Raw genomic sequence first — 16274 nt, 5'->3', positions numbered from 1 at the left:
ATCACGGCAGCGTCTTTGCGTGCGGGATCGTGCCGGTCCGTTTCCGGTCCGGTCGAGGGTGTAACCTCGATATCGATCCTGTTCCGCTTGACTGCCATCGTCTCCAATATCCCATGCCCGGAAGGGGTTGGGGCAATGGAAACGCGCAATGTCATCGCAGGGGAAGGCCTCGGGCACAGCTGTGCGGAGAATAGGATACGGTGGCGTATAAAAGGGACGGGTCAGTTCCAAACAACAATCAACAATGATAAGGCCCAGTCTGATCGAACGCCTTGCGCTAAGGAAGTAAAGACAAGCCATGGCGCGAAGTATGTTTTCAAGAGTGAGATCGAAACGATCCGCAAGTAACTACAGTTCACGGCATCCAATTCAATATACACTATTGGCTTCCAATAACCTTCAACCGCATAGCGCGGGTTTCTAGAAGATAAGTCTCGACTCCGGCGAGCAGATGCAAGCCTTCTTCACCGATGGCCTTCCGCGAGAGACCAGGCTGGACGATACGAACGTCGAACTCAAAGCGGTGGTCCTGCCAGCCAACTTTCAATTTTTTAATCCCAGCGGCTGAACCCTGCTCGATCCGCGAGCTCACACCGCGATCGCGGCGCATCTTTTCGCGCCTCAGCATGTGCTGAAGCATACGGCCAGGCCGATCGCGCCACCGTGCCGACTTCTGCGCTTGGCCGCATACTTCATAGAGGTCGGCAAGCCGCGCCCCCGGAGTATCGGCCCCTGAATATTTGCAATGGTACAAAGTCACGGAGACCACGCTGTCCGTGATCCGTAACGCCACCACGTCGGCGATCTCACCCTTGCCGTCGTCGTCGAAGACCACGTCATAAGGATCAGGGTCGGCCAATAGCATCTCGATAACGCTGCGCTGGACGGAGTCCGCACGTTTTTCGGGGCCTTGCGATTCCACCCGGATATTGGTTTTCGACCAATCCCAGGCCTCGATACGGTCCGCCGGATAGGGTTCGATCGTTTCGCCTTCGGGCAGGGTATAGAGATGGCTGTAGATGAGTAGCGAACCATCGCCGAAATCGATCTGGGGCGAGTCTTCGCCGAACGATTCCGAGAGGCTCTGACTTATGCCGCCAACCTTGATTGTGGCCTTCGGGCCGGCGCGCTGAGGATAGCGGGCATGTCCATCGCTGAAGAGAATCTCGAACTCTGCTGAATTGTTATCGCTGCGCACGGCGAAGCGCAGCGGCCCGGTGCGTGCATTGCCGAGCAGTTCGATATCGCACTCGGCAAAGTTGACCGCCTCATCGCCGAATGAGATCTCGATCCGCTGAGCTGCTGCCGGTTCGGTGGACACGAAGTTAGGCTAGCTTAGCTTGCTCTTCGTATTCCACGGGGCTGAGATAGCCCAGTGTCGAGTGTCGGCGCCTCGGGTTGTAGAAGCGCTCGATATAGTCGAACACATCGGCCTTGGCGTCGTCCCTTGTGCGGTAGACCTTGCGGGCGGTGCGTTCGGTCTTGAGCGAGGAGAAGAAGCTCTCCATCGCCGCATTGTCCCAGACATTGCCAGACCGGCTCATTGAGCAGGTGATGCCGTGATCGGCCATCAGGCGCTGGAACTGCTCGGATGTATATTGGCTGCCCTGGTCGGAGTGGTGCAGCAGCCTGTCGGGCTTGCCGCGACGCCAGATCGCCATGATCAGCGCATCGGTCACCAGTTGAGCGGCCATCGATGAACTCATTGACCAGCCCACCACCCGGCGGGAGTAGAGGTCGACGACCGCCGCCACATAGAGCCAGCCCTGAGCCGTCCAGATGTAGGTGAAGTCGGCGATCCACTTCTGGTTCGGCGCCGACGCCACGAACGCCCGGTCCAGGATGTTGGGCGAGACCGCGTGGCGCTGCCCGCCATCCTTGGGCAGGCCGCGCCGACGAGGGCGTGCCCGCAGGCCTTCCTGGCGCATCAGCCGCTCGATGCGATGCAGGCCGGCCTCGAGCCCCTCGGCCAGCACATCGTGCCAGACTCGCCGGGCGCCATAGGTGCGATCACTTCCGGCAAAGCTGGACCGGATCCCGGCGACAAGCACTTCGTCATATTGAGTCCGTCTGCTCGGCGAGCGGTTGAGCCAGGCATGGAAGCCCGAGCGAGACACACCGAGCGCCTCGCAGATCCACGAGACCGGCCAGATCCCTCGGTGCTTCGCAACAAAAGAGAACCTCATATCGAGTCCCTGGCGAAGTAGGCCGCGGCTTTTTTTAGGATATCGCGCTCCGCCTTGAGCTTGGCGACCTCACGGCGCAGCTTCTCGATCTCAAGCTGCTCGGGCTTCATCTGCCCATGACCGGGGAAGGCCTGCTGCGGGTCGGAAGACTGCTCGCGCACCCACTTGCGCAACACGTTCACATGCAGATCCAGATCGCGGGCCGCCTGCGCCACCGCAACGCCCCGTTCCCTGACCAGCTTAACAGCCTCGAGCTTGAACTCCCGGCTGAACTTGCGTCTCTCCATAAAAACTCTCCAGTTCCAAAAACACCTTAACTCGGTGTCCTCAAAACCGGCAGCAGCTCAGTCGGTCAGGGCTTGCTCATGCTGGTCCGCCCGATCTGGGCGCGTCTGCTGATCGCTCTGGCGTTCGTCGCTCCGGCAGGGATGGCCGGGTTTTATGCGACGCTCGGTATCGTCAAGCACATGATGCCGTCAGAGACATGGCAGCTCATCTTCTCGGTGATCGGCGCGGTTGCCGTGGGTGTGACAGCCTTCCTGCGCGTTGCAGGCATGGCGGCAGCCGGTCCGATAGACGAGATTGTTACTCGTGCATGAAATACTTGACGTTGTCGTTTTGAGCCCGCCAATATCACCTAGGCAGATCGAAGCATGGCGCAACTTTTCGCAGGTGCATCACAAGGCTCGGTCCAAACCGGCCATCCACTGCTGTACCTTGCGCTATGGCTGGGCTTCGTGAAACCGGCGTTTGACACATCGTGCATCGTTTACAGTAGTCCAGTGGTTGCTGCGCGGGGAAGAGGTACTGCAGGATCGCCCGCAATTCGGTTGCCAACACCCAACGAATACTCATCACATGAACCTTAGTGGTTGCAAGAATGTAGCTAACCGAGGAAGATAAAGTAGCTGGGGCGTTGGAGCAGTTATAATCCATATTGTTTTCGAGGGGCTGTGTTGGAGGGCGTTAATATAGAGAGAAGTGAAGTGGGGTCGTTATGCTTCACTATTGAAAATATTTCTGAAGACCTGAAAGGTGTTGTTCGGAATCGCTTATCAGAGATTTGCCATGGTGCGGCTAAGGCGTCGAGAAAATCAATTATCTATTCATACAGAAGGACTCTTGCCGCGTTCTTCGAGAAATTCGATGCAAAGTCCCCTGATACGCAAAAGGGCATGATTGGAGAGTTGCTGACTCACGTACTATTTCTGCACTTCGAGGAAGAGTTTTGTGCGGCATCGCCATTCTTCAATATGGAAGAGGATTCAATTAAAAAAGGCTTTGACCTTGTCTTGCATCATAAAGGAACGAGCGAAATTTGGTTTGTTGAAGTGAAGGCTGGGGACTGTGGGGTAGAAACGAGCATTAACAAGTTAGGCAACCTTTTGTCTCTAGCAAAAAACGGCCTGAAAACCGCGCTGAATAGCAAAAGAAATACGCTTTGGCAAAATGCTGTGAACGGGGCAAATTTAGTCATTCAAAGTTCAGGTCTCAAGTCACAAATCGAAGCGCTGCTCGAGAGCTACAATGAAAAGGCAGTGGCGGGTGAATCGTTAAGCACTGAATATAACGCTGTTCTAGTGGCTGTGTGTTTTTCCGGCGGTCAGGCGTTCGCAACTGGGGCGGAGTTTGAAGGGCGACACACCACACAAAGGGATATGCGTGAGTTTCGCAGTTTAATCTCAATTGCCCTGCAAAAGAACACACTCAAAGGCATTGTAGACTTCCTAAGAGGCGAGGTTGCTGATGGCTAAGGCACCGCTCAGAACGCTCAGAAATTCGGATTTCTTTGAGATATATCAGGCGCTGTTAACCCGGGGTGAATTGACTCGGGTGCAAGCGGAAGCGCTTCTGACGGCTGCGGTCCTGTTCCTGAATAATGACAACCCAGATGTCATCGCTTTGGGATACCGGATTGTTGTAATGTATTCGAACCTTACCGGTGACTACGTTCCACTATACGACGTCGCGATTGGCAGGGGCTTCATGCCCATTGTAGACAGCGTGCAATCCGGCTTGGCTGATGATGAAGAGACTGTTCATTTTTTTCCGGAGTATTTTTCATCACTGCTAAATTTATTTGAGGTCGAGGGCGCGGTATTCACTCAGCAGCAACTAGAGCTGCAAAACTTCTTCTTTGAGCAAAGCGTGGCGGACGTGACTGTCACGGCTCCAACATCTTACGGTAAATCCGAACTGATTTCCGGGTTCTGCAATCAAAATCTTCAAAGCAATATCTGCGTCTTGGTGCCGACCAAGGCGTTGCTCGCGCAGACCAAACAACGCTTGCTTAGAAAGCGGATTGCTGGCGACAACCGCCAAATCATAACCCATGCCGAGATGTTCCAAGGGGGTGATCGCAATTTTCTGGCAGTCTTGACTCAGGAGCGCCTGCTCAGGTTCTTCATCAAGCATCCAGGGGTGAATTTCGACTTTGTTTTCGTTGATGAAGCGCACAATCTGCTCGGGAAGGACCCGCGGGCTTTGTTATTGGCCAAGGTGATCATTCTGCAAAAGCGGAGACATCCGGCAGTGCGTTTTAAGTACCTGACTCCATTTTTGGTTGACCAAACAAACTTGCAGCTTCGATATGCAGAAATTGAACCTGTAGGGTATAAAGTCAAAGAGGGCCTGAAGACTGAGCGTTTTTACGTGGTTGATTGCAGGGACGGCGGTACTGTCCAGCTTTACGATCAGTATTTCGACAAATTCGTTCGATGCGGCGATGGCGCTTTTGAAGACGAACTTGATTTAATTTTGCAGAAATCGGCAAGTAAGAACATAATATTTTTCAATTTGCCTAAGAATATCGAGCGGTTCACGCGCGATATTATTTCTCGAATTGATGGCGTCGAAAGCACTAGTGTTGCGCGAGTTTGCGAGAGCATTTCAAGCTTTCTTCATAGTGAGTACTTGCTTGTCGAGGGTTTGCGAAAAGGCGTATTGTATCACCATGGCTCAGTTCCGGATATTGTAAAGCTTTATATTGAGAGGGCATATGCCGAAATCCCGGAAATTCAGCATATCGTGTGCAACTCGACTTTGCTTGAAGGGGTTAATATCCCGGCAGAGAAGATGTTTATTCTCGAAAAGAAGAAAGGATCAAGTAACCTCTCAAAGGCGCAGTTCCGGAATCTTGTCGGCCGGGTCTGTAGATTCAACGAAATTTTCAACGGTGATCCTAAAAGATTGAGGATGTTGGAGCCGGAGATTTTCTTAGTGGGAGGCGACGCGTATTTGGACGGTGGAGCCAATTTAAAAGATTTCATTAAGAATGTTTCGCAAGTCGACCTGAAGCTTCAGGATGAGGTCGAAAACGTATTGCTTGAAGAAGGTGTGATCGAGGATGAGATCACAGAGGGACGGAAGCGCGAGGCCGATGAATTCCTTGAGAACATCCTTCCAGGAACGACCGGGCTGGAGGTTGAGCGCGCGAAAACGCCTGTCGGGCGCGGATGTTTTTTGAACAATCTCTCTGAGATGGATGTCCTGCAGCACGAGATAGAAATTCAGAATATACTCGACAGTGTTGTTGAGCCGCTTCAAAATTCAAACGAAGTTATGGCTTTGATTGCCGACGCGTTCATCCCTTTCCTCAAGGATGGTGCAGCCTTCGATATCTTTCGCCGTTTGAAGGAGGAAAACGCCCGGGCCTTCTACGCCATGCTCATTGATTGGAAAATCAAAGGCGCGTCTTATGGGGAAATGATCAGGAACTTCCTGCGCTATTGGGCGGGTATGGGAAGCGATGAAGTTTATGTCGGGAAGTGGGGTGAAATCGCTAGGGAAGGCTCTTTTCGCCAAAGTTGGGTTGTCATCAGCGAGAAGACACATGCCGAGCAAGTGAACCTGGCCATAGTGCGGATCAAGGAAGAGCAGGATTTCGTTGATAATAACTTGTTGAAATACGTTGAACTTCTTCACGATCTCAGCAAGCTTGATGAAGAGCTATATTTGCAGATCAAGTATGGAACGACCAACCGTGAAAAGATCAGTCTGATGAATTTCGGAGTAAACTCGATACTCGCGGGAAAGCTAATCGATAGTTATTCTGAGTTTGTTGACGTTCAGCATGATGCCGGTGTCGTAGAACTTCGACCTGATTTGATCGCAAAGATGCGCCAAGATGGTGAGAATGAAATCTTGGTGTTTGAAGCTCAAATGCATATGGGACTAAGGCACGAATTTTGAGCCGAGATAGCGAACTGTTCCGCTGAGACATAATGGCCTTTTAGGTCGGTCGGCGGCTTTCTTCACGTGTGCAGCGAACGGCAGCTTCGCCCGGCAAGACAGTCACTGAACAGTGGTACTACAACTGCTTTCCCATACCTATCGGGCTTGGTGGCAGCCGGTCCTGCGGGCGGATACCTTTCACGCACATGAACCATAGTGAGCCTCCGATGAAGACCAGGCGTGGATATGAGCCATCTTCATCATCAGGAGCGTGGCGGTGGTAGGCAGCGGCCAAGCATCGGATCAGCTTGAGGCGCAGACGCGGCACATAGGAGCGCAGAACGGTCCGCAGCAGCGTTTGTGGTCTGACCAGAACCCGGTTGGGGGCAATGCCGGTAGAACAGTCCGGGAAGAAATATGCGCATGGCCTGAGACGCAGGGCGACAGGCAAGGCCGGTGTTACCCGTCTGGTCATCATGATGGGCTTCAAGATTGCCACGTCTCCATTCAGCCCCCGTGTCTCGACCGCTCCAAACGGCCTCTTCAATGGCCTGATCTGGCCGAAGAACAGCGCGATGCGCTTCGACCGCTTTAGCGCAACAGCGTCGTCACAACTTTCTTCCCCTGACGGCAGGGCCGCCATTCCGTGCGGAACAAGAAAGTTTCTCCTGTGCTGTCCAGCCCCCAAAGGGGGTGCGCCAGCGTTCGTCTCCGGCCGGTCGATCGCCATAGAGGCCGCAATGGTGCGGGCTCGGAAAAGGAAAACGGAGACTTAAAATGGCAACCATCGGCACCTTCAAGAAGACCGGCTCGAACGAATTAACCGGCGAAATCGTCACCCTGAGCGTCAAGGCCAATGGCGTGCGCATCGTTCCCGACCTGCGCGCCACCGGCGAGAACGCCCCCAGCCACCGGGTTCTGGTCGGCCGCGCCGAAATCGGCGCCGCCTGGTCCAAGCGCTCCAACGAGGGCCGCGACTATCTGGGCCTCAAGCTGGACGATCCGAGCTTCAACGCCCCGATCTACGCCAACCTCTTCGATGACGATGAAGGCGAAACCTTCTCCCTCATCTGGTCACGCCCCAACGGTCGCCGCGGCGACTGAGGCGCGGCAAAAAGGCCCCGACCACAAGATCGGGGCCTTTCTCATGCCCGCAGGAAAGCCGTCACGCCCACCGCAACCGCTACACCCGGCTCTCCACCCGCAGGCCAGGCATGCAGACCAATACCTTCATATTGTTTGTCACCATGATCAGCCCCTCGCTACGGGCGTGTGCGCGGACCTGCCCGCAATGGGCGGCCGCCTTGTCGCCCAGCGGGCCGGGCTTGTCGAGCGCGCCGGAACCACACAGTCGCGCGTTTCCGCCATTCAGCTTCGATCACTGACACAAGTATGTCGTCAGGGTGTCTCCCATGTGATGCGCAACAGTATAATGGATTGATCGGGTTAGGCGATCCACTTATCGCGTTAGAGACGCTACCGCAAAACCATTCAATACCGCAGCCTTTTCAGGTCGGATGTGGCCTTGTGCCGTCCGGCTTTGGGAGGACGCGCCATGCAGAGCATAGATTGGCGTATTCCGGCGGCCTATAGACGCATTAAAGACCTTCCGCCCGCTGGTTTCGCCTGGGAATATCTTCGTCGTAACGAAGACTATCGCCATGACGTCGAGAGACTCGCGCAGAGGAGAGAACCCGCGGGAGAAGAGGTTGACGCCTTTGCTGCCCGCTGGGGGGTGCGATTTCGCACACGACCCCGACGCGCAGCCTGACGGCGCACCGCCTTTCTGGTCGCCGCATTTCAATCCGCAGGCTATTATTCTGTCACCGGTCGAGCAGAACAAACCCGATGACAGGAGGCTTGTCGCTCTTGCGCATCTCGATGGCCTGATCCTGCGCCGCGCGCCGGATGGCTGGCACGCAATCTGGCGTATCGGTGGGATGGAGCATCAATTCTGGCTGCCGCAGGGCGCGATCGATGCGGCAGCTTTCTATGCTGCAATCCTGCCTATGGACGAGTTCATGGAATTACGCGCCCATGCGGCACGCCGCCTCTGGCGGTGCCTGACAGGCCGCTCTCCGGGGCCGGATACTCGCGCCATGCCAGCGCAGCTTCGGCAATGGCACCTTTTGTCGTTGCGCGCCCTGGACGCACGGCTCCACGGCGAAAGCTATCGCGCCGTTGCCGAAGTCCTGCTCGGCTTCCGTGGCAACAAGGAAGATTTCGAAGCCGATCCGCGCAAGAATAAGGCACGTCGTCTTGTTTCCCACGGCATCAGGATGATGCGCGGGGGCTATCGGCTACTTTTGCATTATCCGGTAAAGCCAGGTCCGCGCTCAAAGGGCAAATGAGGCAGTCTCACCGATTCCTGTTTGCCGCAGCCTGTTCCAGTATTTGCCTGTAACCTTCCCGTGACAGCCATTGAGCGCGTTCCAGATGGCTCTGCCAGCATCGTCGGGTTCGCATCTCATCTGATGTCGGATCGCGGTGCAGAACTATTCGCGCCACTTCCTTCCAGTCGGCTTCCTCGGACTTGGCGTCGAGAAGGCGCAGATAGGTCACGAAGTGCTGCTCGTCATAGGCGGTGATGACATGGCCGGACGGGGCCAGATCATCCACATCGGGGTCAAGTTCGACGGGTGTTTTCACGATTATTCCCCTTCTTTCAGAAGAGTTTCTGCGGTTCGCCCCCGCAATAAAACTCTCTGACTCCTGGTGATCGGGGAGTTAGTAACCGTGTTGGACGGCCCCATGGCCTTTAGGCGAGAAGCCCTGGACATACGCCAAGGGCTCCCCGACCATAGGGTCAAGGAGTGTGGCATCGTCACGGCCGACACCAACCGCCAACAGGGGTTACTAAGCCCCGGAGCAGTGCGTCTGCTCCAACGGTATTCTTAACCGAATTGCACTCCGATGTCTTGAGGGATTCCGCACGCCTCCCCCTGAGTTGCTGAAATCTCAGGTCTTTTCGCACTGACACAGCCCCTATCAGGGGTGCCGTCTGCGCATAGCCGCAAATGCGGCACGCTACACGCCGCCGATCACTTTCCATGGTTCGCTACAGCGCGCAGCCGTCTCCGGCCGCCGCACCAACCTGACGAACCGGAGGTGATCTCATGGCCGAGCGCCGCAACACGGAAATGCCACCGCGCATGCTGCGCACTCAGGAAGCTGCACGTTTCCTCGGTATTTCTCTTCGCACGCTGGAAAAACACCGGACCTACGGGACCGGTCCGACCTATCGAAAAATCGGCGGCCGCGTCCTCTATACCGTCGAGGATCTTCAGTCCTGGGCCGACATTGGCACGCGCAAATCCACCAGTGACGAGGGTGCCGGCACGGTCTTTCCGGCGCGCCCCCTGACGCCTGAAGAGCGGCGCAAGCTCTGAATGCGGCGCGTCGATCACCCTGACGGCTTGCGCAGAGAAGGCGGTAGCGAGCGCAGCCACCTCGATCCCTTCGTGGTCGCAACCGGCGATGCCAGTCCGCGCGACCAACGCGATCTGATGGAACGGCCTTTCTTCTCGCTGGCGAAGACGCCGCGCACGAAGCCGATTCTCTACAAGACTGCCGATGTCGAGGTACAGGTGTTCGGGATGCCCGAACATGGCATGGCGACGATCTGGGATGCCGATGTGCTGATCTGGGCTGCGAGCCAGATCGTCGCCGCCGAAAACAACGGCATCAAGACATCCCGTTTCTTCCGCTTCACGCCCTATCATCTGCTGCGCGCCATCGGACGCGACACCGGAAACCGGCAATATCTGCTGCTGAAGGCAGCGCTTGCCCGGCTGCAATCCACGGTCGTCGCCACGACGATCCGTAACGGCAAGCATTGGCGCCGCCGCCAGTTCTCCTGGATCAACGAATGGGAAGAGATGACCACGCGCGACGGTCGGGTAGAAGGCATGGAGTTTGTCCTGCCCGAGTGGTTCTACAACAGCGTCCTCGACCGTTCTCTCGTCCTCACCATCGATCCGGACTATTTTCGGCTGACAGGCGGTATCGAGCGCTGGCTCTACCGTGTCGCCCGTAAACATGCCGGACAGCAGCCGCATGGCTGGATGTTCGAGGTTGCGCACCTCCACCAGAAATCCGGCAGCATGGCCCGACCATCGGACTTTGCGCTGGACCTGCGCCGCATTGCGGCCCGCCAGCCGCTGCCCGGTTACAGGCTCAAGATCCTGCGCGAAAATCGCCGCGAACTGCTGCAAATCCGTCCTGAACTCTTATCCACAGTGCCTGTGGATAACATTGTGGATGCCGTCGGTACATCAGGCGCAAAGGGTATCGGTACATCAGGCGCAGCACTATCGGCACATCAGGCGCACGAACCCCAATTAAGTCTCTGGAACGAAAAGAAGAATCCGACTGCTAACTTAGAATCTAACATAGAATCTAACTTTTCTTCTTTGACGCGCGCGCATGAAAGGCACGGTGCCAGTGCCACTTCCCGCCGACCTGGGCGAGGTACGCCATGATCGTCGCGCTCCTCAATCAGAAAGGCGGCGTGGGCAAGACCACGCTGGCGCTGCATCTCGCCGGAGCCTGGGCTGCGCAAGGCAAGCGGGTCATCCTGATCGATGCCGACCCGCAAGGCTCCGCACTCGACTGGTCGCAGCGGCGCAGCCATGAAGGGCTGCCAAGGCTGTTCACCGTCATCGGCCTTGCCCGCGATACATTGCACCGCGAAGCACCAGAGCTGGCGCGTGACGCCGATCATGTCGTCATTGACGGTCCGCCCCGTGTCGCTGCTCTGATGCGCTCAGCGCTGCTTGCAACCGATCTGGTGCTGATCCCGGTGCAGCCATCTCCCTTTGATGGCTGGGCCTCTGCCGAGATGCTGTCGCTTCTGAACGAAGCACGCATCTATCGCCCTGAACTGGCCGCCCGTTTTCTGCTGAACCGATGCGGTGCGCGCACCGTCATCGCCCGCGAAACGGCCGAAACGCTGGCAGACCATGATCCGCCCTTGCTGGCCACGACGATCGGCCAGCGTGTCGCCTTCGCCGAAGCCGCACAGACCGGACGGCTGGTCTCGGAGACCGATGGCGGAGAACGCGCCGCACAGGAGGTCATCGCACTTGCAACCGAGATCGATGCGCTCGGCACCGGGAGGATCGTGCCATGACACGTCCGCCCGTCAAATCCGGCTTCGCATCGCGGCCGGGCAATCCCGATAGCTGGATCAAAGCCGCCGAGGCGACGGCAACCGGCAAGGCGGCTACGGAGGCGTTCACCGCCCGCTTGACCATCGACATTACGCCCGAACTGCGCGGGCGCATTAAGGTTGCCGCTTTCCGGCGTGGCGTCACCGTCGCCGTGATGCTGCGCGAGCTGCTGGTCCGCGAGTTTCCACCCACCGAAGGGGACCAGCCATGACCGGCAAAACCGTGCGTGCAGCGCATGAACATCCGCAGGCGGACGGGCCAGCACCGTTCACAACATTGGTCGAACTGACCTTCCAGAAGAAGAAGGTCGAGCGCTGGATACGCTTCGGCCATAAGAGCTTTGAGCAGATCATCGACCGCCGCCGCAGTGTGATCGGTTTTGCGCCCGAAAGCATCTTCGCCTTCGTCCGTTGGGCCTCGAACGATTACGGCACCATCGTTTCGCGGCTCGACATTCTGCGCGCTGTCGGGCGTGGCGAACCATACCAGACCGTGCCCTTCGTTCGTCCTGGCGGCGAGATCCTGCTGCGTGTCGATGGCTGGCGACAAGTCCAGCGGGTGCTGGCTCTGATTGACGCCGTGGACGCGCTTGGCGTCGATCCGGCGGATGTTGCGCCGGACCATTGGCGGCACGTCCACAACCGTTTGAGCGCCGGTCAGGAACCTAATCCCTACACCCGGGAGCGCCATGCCGCGTGGGTCAACCGCCGGAGGATTGCGCGATGAGCCGCCGTCATATCCTCGCCATGTCCATGCTGGCTGTCGGAACACTTGTCGCCACGGCGGTTGCCGATCTGCCAACCCGACTGATCTGGAATGCGACTGCCAGTGCCCCCATCGGCTTCTACACAGTTGCTCCCGCCGATAGGCTCGAAGTTCCCGAACTGGTCGCCATCATGCCGTCTGAGCCGTTGGAGCGCTTCATGGTCGAGCGCGGCTATATCGGACGCGGCGTACCGCTGCTGAAGCGCGTCCTCGGCCTGCCGGGACAGCGCGTCTGCCGCAACCGTGCGACCATTTCCGTCGATAATGTCGAGATGGGGGATGCGCTGGAGCACGACCGCATCGGCCGGGATCTGCCGGTCTGGCAGGGCTGCCGCATCATCGGCGACGGTGAACTCTTCCTCATGAATTGGGAAATCCGGGACAGCCTCGATGGCCGTTACTTCGGACCTGTTCCCGCCAGTTCCGTCGTCGGCCGGGCGCTCCCGCTCTGGACCGATGAGGAAGGCGATGGCCGCTACGAATGGCGGGCGGCCACGCATTGATCTGACGCCAAATTCACCAACACAGGAGATATACCATGCCACAGATCGGTCAATTCGCGCGTGACGCATCCGGCTTCGCCGGTCAGCTCGTCACGCTCACCATGAAGCGTGATCTTGTTATCGTGCCCACTGAGCATTCCGATGCGGAGAATGCGCCGGACTATCGCGTCCATTACATTGAACATGACGGGCCGGAGGTCGGTGCAGCATGGAAACGCACCGGCGAAAAGGCTGGCGAATATCTCTCGGTGCTGCTCGACGATCCCGCCTTGCCGCAGCCGATCCGCGCCAACCTGTTCCGCGACGACGATGCAGGAGCGTCATGGTCGCTGCACTGGAGCCGCCCGCGGCCCCGCGAAGATCGGGACTGAGATCATGCGATCCCGCGCCCTTCTTCTCTTCACGGCCCTTCTGTCGGCTGGCAGCGGATTGACGCCTGCATTTGCGCAGGTCACGCTGCAACCCGCGCCAGTCACCGCGCATCCCCATGCGGCTTTCATTGCCGAGGCGTCACAGCGCTTCGGTATTCCAGAGCATTGGATTCGGGCCGTGCTGCGTGTGGAAAGCGCGGGTGATGTGCGTGCTATCTCATCGGCGGGTGCAATGGGACTGATGCAGGTCATGCCCGATACCTGGGCGGGCCTGCGCAGCCGCCATGGCCTCGGGCGCGATCCTTACGATCCGCGCGACAACATCCTCGCAGGTACGGCGTATCTGCACGATATGTGGGACCGCTATGGCAATGTCGCGGCCATGCTTGCCGCCTACAATGCTGGTCCCGGTCGCTATGACGAGTATCTGGCGACGGGCCGCACTTTGCCCGCTGAAACACGCGCCTATGTCGCCACTCTCGCACCTGTTCTTGGCAGTGCGACTGCGCCTGATGTGCCGACGATCGTTCCGCCGCCACCGCCGGATTGGCGTGAAGCTCCGCTCTTCGTTGCGCAATCCGGCGGCCATTCGGCGGCGGCCAATCAGCCGTCGAGCGACGTCCGTGCAACCGTTCCTCTGCGCGTTTCCGTCGATCAGGAGCCGCAGGACGGCGGCATATTCGTGGCCCGTGCAAGCGATGGAGATGGGTCATGAGCATGGCGTCCCCACGCTCCTTCGGTCCGCTTCCGGTGTGCAGCGAGGCTTGGGGGCGCCTGGCCGCATTCCCGGCAGGAAGGGCAAAAAGGGCAGGGAAGGCGGAGGGCAAGATAAAGGAAACCGGCACCCTGTCGGGCCGGTTTCTGGGCAAGCCCTTGTCTGCACACTGTTTTGGGGCGCGGCGCACGGCACCCTTCTTTTGCGTCTCGCGTGCCGCGATATGGCGCAAAGCCTTGGCTTTGCTGGGTTTTGACCGGCACTATAGCCGAATAGCTGCCGTTTGCGTGCCTAAACGTCATGGGATGCGCTCATGAGCGCCGACGACGAGAACCGCTTTCGCCCCAGGCCAGGTCGTATCAAATCCAACGTCCCGAAGGTGGGCAAGGCGAAGAGCTTTCTGACGCAGGCGAAGAAGCTGGCGCGTCAGCATAGCAACAGCCCCGGCAGATCATCATCATTCGCATCACTGACTTCCTCGTCGTCTTCATCTGGTTCGGCCGGAAAGAGCGGGAAGGCATCGCGCGCTGGCAAAGGTCCGGGCGTCAAGCGTGGTCGTGGCGCGGCCCATGTCCGCGCCCGAACCCTGTCGGGCGGTTGGCGTCACAGTGCGGCCGGAGTGCGCCGCGTCGTCGTCAAAACCCGTTATGTCCAGAGCGCGGGAAAGAATGGAAAAGGGGCTGCCCATCTGCGCTACATCCAGCGCGACGGCACCTCGCGTGACGGCGAACGCGGCCAGCTCTATTCCGCCACCGAGGACCGCGCTGATGGAGATGCTTTTCTTGATCGCGGCAAGGATGATCGCCACCAGTTCCGCTTCATCGTTTCGCCCGAAGATGCCGCCGATCTTTCCGACCTCACCGAACACACCCGCGATCTGATGAACCGCATCGAGGGCGACCTTGGCACGAAACTCGATTGGGTGGCGGTCAATCACCACAATACCGGCCATCCCCATGTCCATGTCATCGTTCGGGGCAAGGACGATCTGGGCGAGAACCTGGTCATTAATGGCGACTATCTCGCCAATGGCATTCGTGAGCGGGCGAGCGAACTGACCACGCTGGAACTTGGCCCCGTGACCGAAATCGAGCAGAGCCGCAAGCTATCTGCCGAAATCGATCAGGACCACTTCACCCGCATTGACCGCGCCATGACCGAGGAGGCCGACGAAAGGTTCCTCGATCTGCGCCATGAACCGGCCGATGCGCGTCGCGAGTTTAACCGCACTCTTCGCCTGCGCCGTCTCGCTAAACTGGAAAAAATGGGGCTGGCCACGGAACATTCACCCGGCGTCTGGGAGCTTGGCGCGAAGATGGAACCGGCACTGCGTGAACTTGGTGAGCGCGGTGACATCATCCGCAACATGCACAAAGCGCTGAAGGCCGATGGGCAGGAACGTGATCCGATGACCTTCCAGCTTCACGATGCAGCTCCTGAGATACCCATCACCGGCCGCGTCGTGGACAAATATCTCACCGACGAGATGTGCGAGAACCTGACCCTCGTGGTGGACGGCATCGACGGCCGAACACACCACCTTCCCGGCATTGATCCGGCCCGCGTCGAGGACGCCCGGATCGGCAGCGTCATCGAGATTGGTCCTGCCGATACGGCGCAGCGGCCATCCGATCGGACCATTGCCACCATCGCCGAGAACGGCATATATCGGCCGCGACGCCATCTGGAGCAGGCGAAGTTCGATGGTCGAGTTCCGGGCGGCGACTATGAGGGCTTCGTCGATGCCCATGTGCGCCGACTGGAGGCGTTGCGCCGCGCCGGGATCGCTGAACGGATCGACGCCGACCAGTGGCGCATCCCCGATGACTTCGAGAGCCGCGCCGCCGCCTATGATGCCGGTCGCAACCGGAAGGCCAGCATCCGTGTCGTCTCGACCTTCGATCTGGAAAAGCAGATCGGTGCCGATGGTGCGACCTGGCTGGACCGGAGGCTGGTTACGCCAGATGCTTCGGATCTTACCCCGGCAGGGTTCGGTCAGCAGGTGCGCGAGGCTATGGATCAGCGCCGTGAGCATCATATCGCACAGGGCGACGCAACGCGGCAGCAGGATGGACGCATCCTCTATCGGCGCAACCTGCTCGCCAATCTGCGCGAACGCGAAGTCGCCCGCGTCGGTGCGGAAATGGCCAGCAGCAAAGGCTTACCGTTCCGGGCGGCTGCCGATGGCGAGATTGTCAGCGGCAAGTTCACCGGGACCGCACATCTATCGAGCGGCAAGTTCGCCATCGTGGAAAAGAGCCATGAGTTCACCGTTGTACCATGGAGACCTGTTATTGACCGCGAGCTCGGCCGCAAGGTCGCGGGCATCATGCAGGGCGGTTCAGTGTCGTGGCAATTGGGGCGACAGAGGGGGTTGGAACTGTAATCAA

At 58.3% G+C, this 16274-nt stretch carries 20 protein-coding genes and 1 pseudogene (1 of these 21 cut by a window edge); 16 read left to right on the top strand and 5 right to left on the bottom strand.

The features are described from left to right. From AAIB41_RS17250 to AAIB41_RS17240, 3 genes are all read right to left on the bottom strand, one after another. On the bottom strand, positions 1 to 98 hold the 5' portion of the coding sequence (locus AAIB41_RS17250; protein WP_343315225.1) for a hypothetical protein. It extends 97 nt beyond the left edge of the window; 98 of the gene's 195 nt are visible here — the first part of the coding sequence; the start codon lies at positions 96 to 98; its stop codon lies off the left edge, out of view. A gap of 281 nt (positions 99 to 379) precedes the next feature. After that, positions 380 to 1321 (bottom strand): hypothetical protein, encoded by a 942-nt coding sequence (locus tag AAIB41_RS17245; protein ID WP_343315224.1) that lies wholly within the window; start codon positions 1319 to 1321, stop codon positions 380 to 382. A 4-nt stretch (positions 1322 to 1325) separates the two neighbouring features. Further along, positions 1326 to 2473 (bottom strand): IS3 family transposase gene (locus tag AAIB41_RS17240; RefSeq protein WP_343312851.1). Its coding sequence is split into 2 segments (ribosomal slippage): positions 1326 to 2215 and positions 2215 to 2473, totalling 1149 coding nucleotides; the frame shifts between segments, so codons are not numbered across the junction. Between the two features lie 57 nt (positions 2474 to 2530). Between AAIB41_RS17240 and AAIB41_RS17235 the strand changes: the two are divergent. From AAIB41_RS17235 to AAIB41_RS17225, 3 genes and pseudogenes are all read left to right on the top strand, one after another. Then, a pseudogene (locus AAIB41_RS17235) lies at positions 2531 to 2785 on the top strand (hypothetical protein); the annotation flags it as partial. 357 nt (positions 2786 to 3142) lie between these two features. After that, positions 3143 to 3940 (top strand): hypothetical protein, encoded by a 798-nt coding sequence (locus AAIB41_RS17230; protein ID WP_343315223.1) that lies wholly within the window; start codon positions 3143 to 3145, stop codon positions 3938 to 3940. After that, positions 3933 to 6377 carry a DEAD/DEAH box helicase gene (locus tag AAIB41_RS17225; protein ID WP_343315222.1) on the top strand — a complete coding sequence of 815 codons (2445 nt, stop codon included), beginning with the start codon at positions 3933 to 3935 and terminating at the stop codon, positions 6375 to 6377. Before AAIB41_RS17230 ends, AAIB41_RS17225 begins: the two co-directional genes overlap by 8 nt. Before the next feature lie 118 nt (positions 6378 to 6495). On the opposite strand, the gene AAIB41_RS17220 is transcribed toward AAIB41_RS17225, so the two are convergent. Next, positions 6496 to 7089, bottom strand: coding sequence for a hypothetical protein (locus tag AAIB41_RS17220; RefSeq protein WP_343315221.1), 594 nt, complete (start codon positions 7087 to 7089; stop codon positions 6496 to 6498). Positions 7090 to 7136: 47 nt separating this feature from the next. Between AAIB41_RS17220 and AAIB41_RS17215 the strand changes: the two genes are divergently transcribed. The 3 genes from AAIB41_RS17215 (at position 7137) to AAIB41_RS17205 (ending at position 8710) form a co-directional block, all read left to right on the top strand. Then, the gene (locus AAIB41_RS17215) at positions 7137 to 7463 is read left to right on the top strand and encodes a DUF736 domain-containing protein (protein WP_343315220.1); all 327 of its coding nucleotides are present in this window, start codon (positions 7137 to 7139) and stop codon (positions 7461 to 7463) included. Positions 7464 to 7914: 451 nt separating this feature from the next. Next, the gene (locus tag AAIB41_RS17210) at positions 7915 to 8130 is read left to right on the top strand and encodes a DUF6499 domain-containing protein (protein ID WP_343315218.1); all 216 of its coding nucleotides are present in this window, start codon (positions 7915 to 7917) and stop codon (positions 8128 to 8130) included. Beyond that, the gene (locus tag AAIB41_RS17205) at positions 8069 to 8710 is read left to right on the top strand and encodes a DUF2285 domain-containing protein (protein WP_343315217.1); all 642 of its coding nucleotides are present in this window, start codon (positions 8069 to 8071) and stop codon (positions 8708 to 8710) included. The genes AAIB41_RS17210 and AAIB41_RS17205 overlap by 62 nt, the downstream gene beginning before the upstream one ends. A 7-nt stretch (positions 8711 to 8717) precedes the next feature. Here AAIB41_RS17205 and AAIB41_RS17200 read toward each other — a convergent pair whose 3' ends face one another. Further along, positions 8718 to 9008 carry a DUF2285 domain-containing protein gene (locus AAIB41_RS17200; RefSeq protein ID WP_299363738.1) on the bottom strand — a complete coding sequence of 97 codons (291 nt, stop codon included), beginning with the start codon at positions 9006 to 9008 and terminating at the stop codon, positions 8718 to 8720. A gap of 467 nt (positions 9009 to 9475) precedes the next feature. On the opposite strand from AAIB41_RS17200, the gene AAIB41_RS17195 reads away from it, so the two are divergent. The 10 genes from AAIB41_RS17195 to AAIB41_RS17150 are packed head-to-tail and all read left to right on the top strand — an operon-like array spanning position 9476 to position 16270. Then, positions 9476 to 9748, top strand: coding sequence for a helix-turn-helix domain-containing protein (locus AAIB41_RS17195; protein ID WP_343315215.1), 273 nt, complete (start codon positions 9476 to 9478; stop codon positions 9746 to 9748). After that, positions 9749 to 10840, top strand: coding sequence for a replication initiator protein A (locus AAIB41_RS17190; RefSeq protein ID WP_343315214.1), 1092 nt, complete (start codon positions 9749 to 9751; stop codon positions 10838 to 10840). Beyond that, on the top strand, positions 10837 to 11490 hold the full coding sequence (gene parA / locus AAIB41_RS17185) for a ParA family partition ATPase (protein ID WP_343315213.1): 654 nt from the start codon (positions 10837 to 10839) through the stop codon (positions 11488 to 11490). The genes AAIB41_RS17190 and parA overlap by 4 nt, the downstream gene beginning before the upstream one ends. Next, positions 11487 to 11741 carry a hypothetical protein gene (locus tag AAIB41_RS17180; protein ID WP_343315212.1) on the top strand — a complete coding sequence of 85 codons (255 nt, stop codon included), beginning with the start codon at positions 11487 to 11489 and terminating at the stop codon, positions 11739 to 11741. The genes parA and AAIB41_RS17180 overlap by 4 nt, the downstream gene beginning before the upstream one ends. Continuing rightward, positions 11738 to 12256: a DUF2840 domain-containing protein gene (locus AAIB41_RS17175; protein ID WP_343315211.1), complete on the top strand. Its 519-nt coding sequence runs from the start codon at positions 11738 to 11740 to the stop codon at positions 12254 to 12256. The genes AAIB41_RS17180 and AAIB41_RS17175 overlap by 4 nt, the downstream gene beginning before the upstream one ends. Further along, entirely contained in the window at positions 12253 to 12798 is a 546-nt protein-coding gene (locus AAIB41_RS17170; RefSeq protein ID WP_343315210.1) for a S26 family signal peptidase, read from the top strand. Before AAIB41_RS17175 ends, AAIB41_RS17170 begins: the two co-directional genes overlap by 4 nt. Positions 12799 to 12833: 35 nt before the next feature. Next, complete coding sequence (locus AAIB41_RS17165; RefSeq protein WP_343315209.1) at positions 12834 to 13169, top strand: DUF736 domain-containing protein; 336 nt, start codon at positions 12834 to 12836, stop codon at positions 13167 to 13169. Between the two features lie 4 nt (positions 13170 to 13173). Further along, the gene (locus AAIB41_RS17160; protein WP_343315208.1) at positions 13174 to 13884 is read left to right on the top strand and encodes a lytic transglycosylase domain-containing protein; all 711 of its coding nucleotides are present in this window, start codon (positions 13174 to 13176) and stop codon (positions 13882 to 13884) included. After that, positions 13881 to 14201, top strand: coding sequence for a hypothetical protein (locus AAIB41_RS17155; protein ID WP_343315207.1), 321 nt, complete (start codon positions 13881 to 13883; stop codon positions 14199 to 14201). Before AAIB41_RS17160 ends, AAIB41_RS17155 begins: the two co-directional genes overlap by 4 nt. Continuing rightward, positions 14198 to 16270, top strand: a complete 2073-nt coding sequence (locus AAIB41_RS17150; protein WP_343315206.1) for a DUF3363 domain-containing protein — start codon at positions 14198 to 14200, stop codon at positions 16268 to 16270. Before AAIB41_RS17155 ends, AAIB41_RS17150 begins: the two co-directional genes overlap by 4 nt. Positions 16271 to 16274: the final 4 nt, after the last annotated feature.

The sequence above is a fragment of the Brucella sp. BE17 genome (assembly GCF_039545455.1).
Lineage (GTDB): Bacteria > Pseudomonadota > Alphaproteobacteria > Rhizobiales > Rhizobiaceae > Brucella.
Note: the sequence above shows the minus strand (reverse complement) of the source record. Positions and strands in the feature narration are given on the sequence as shown.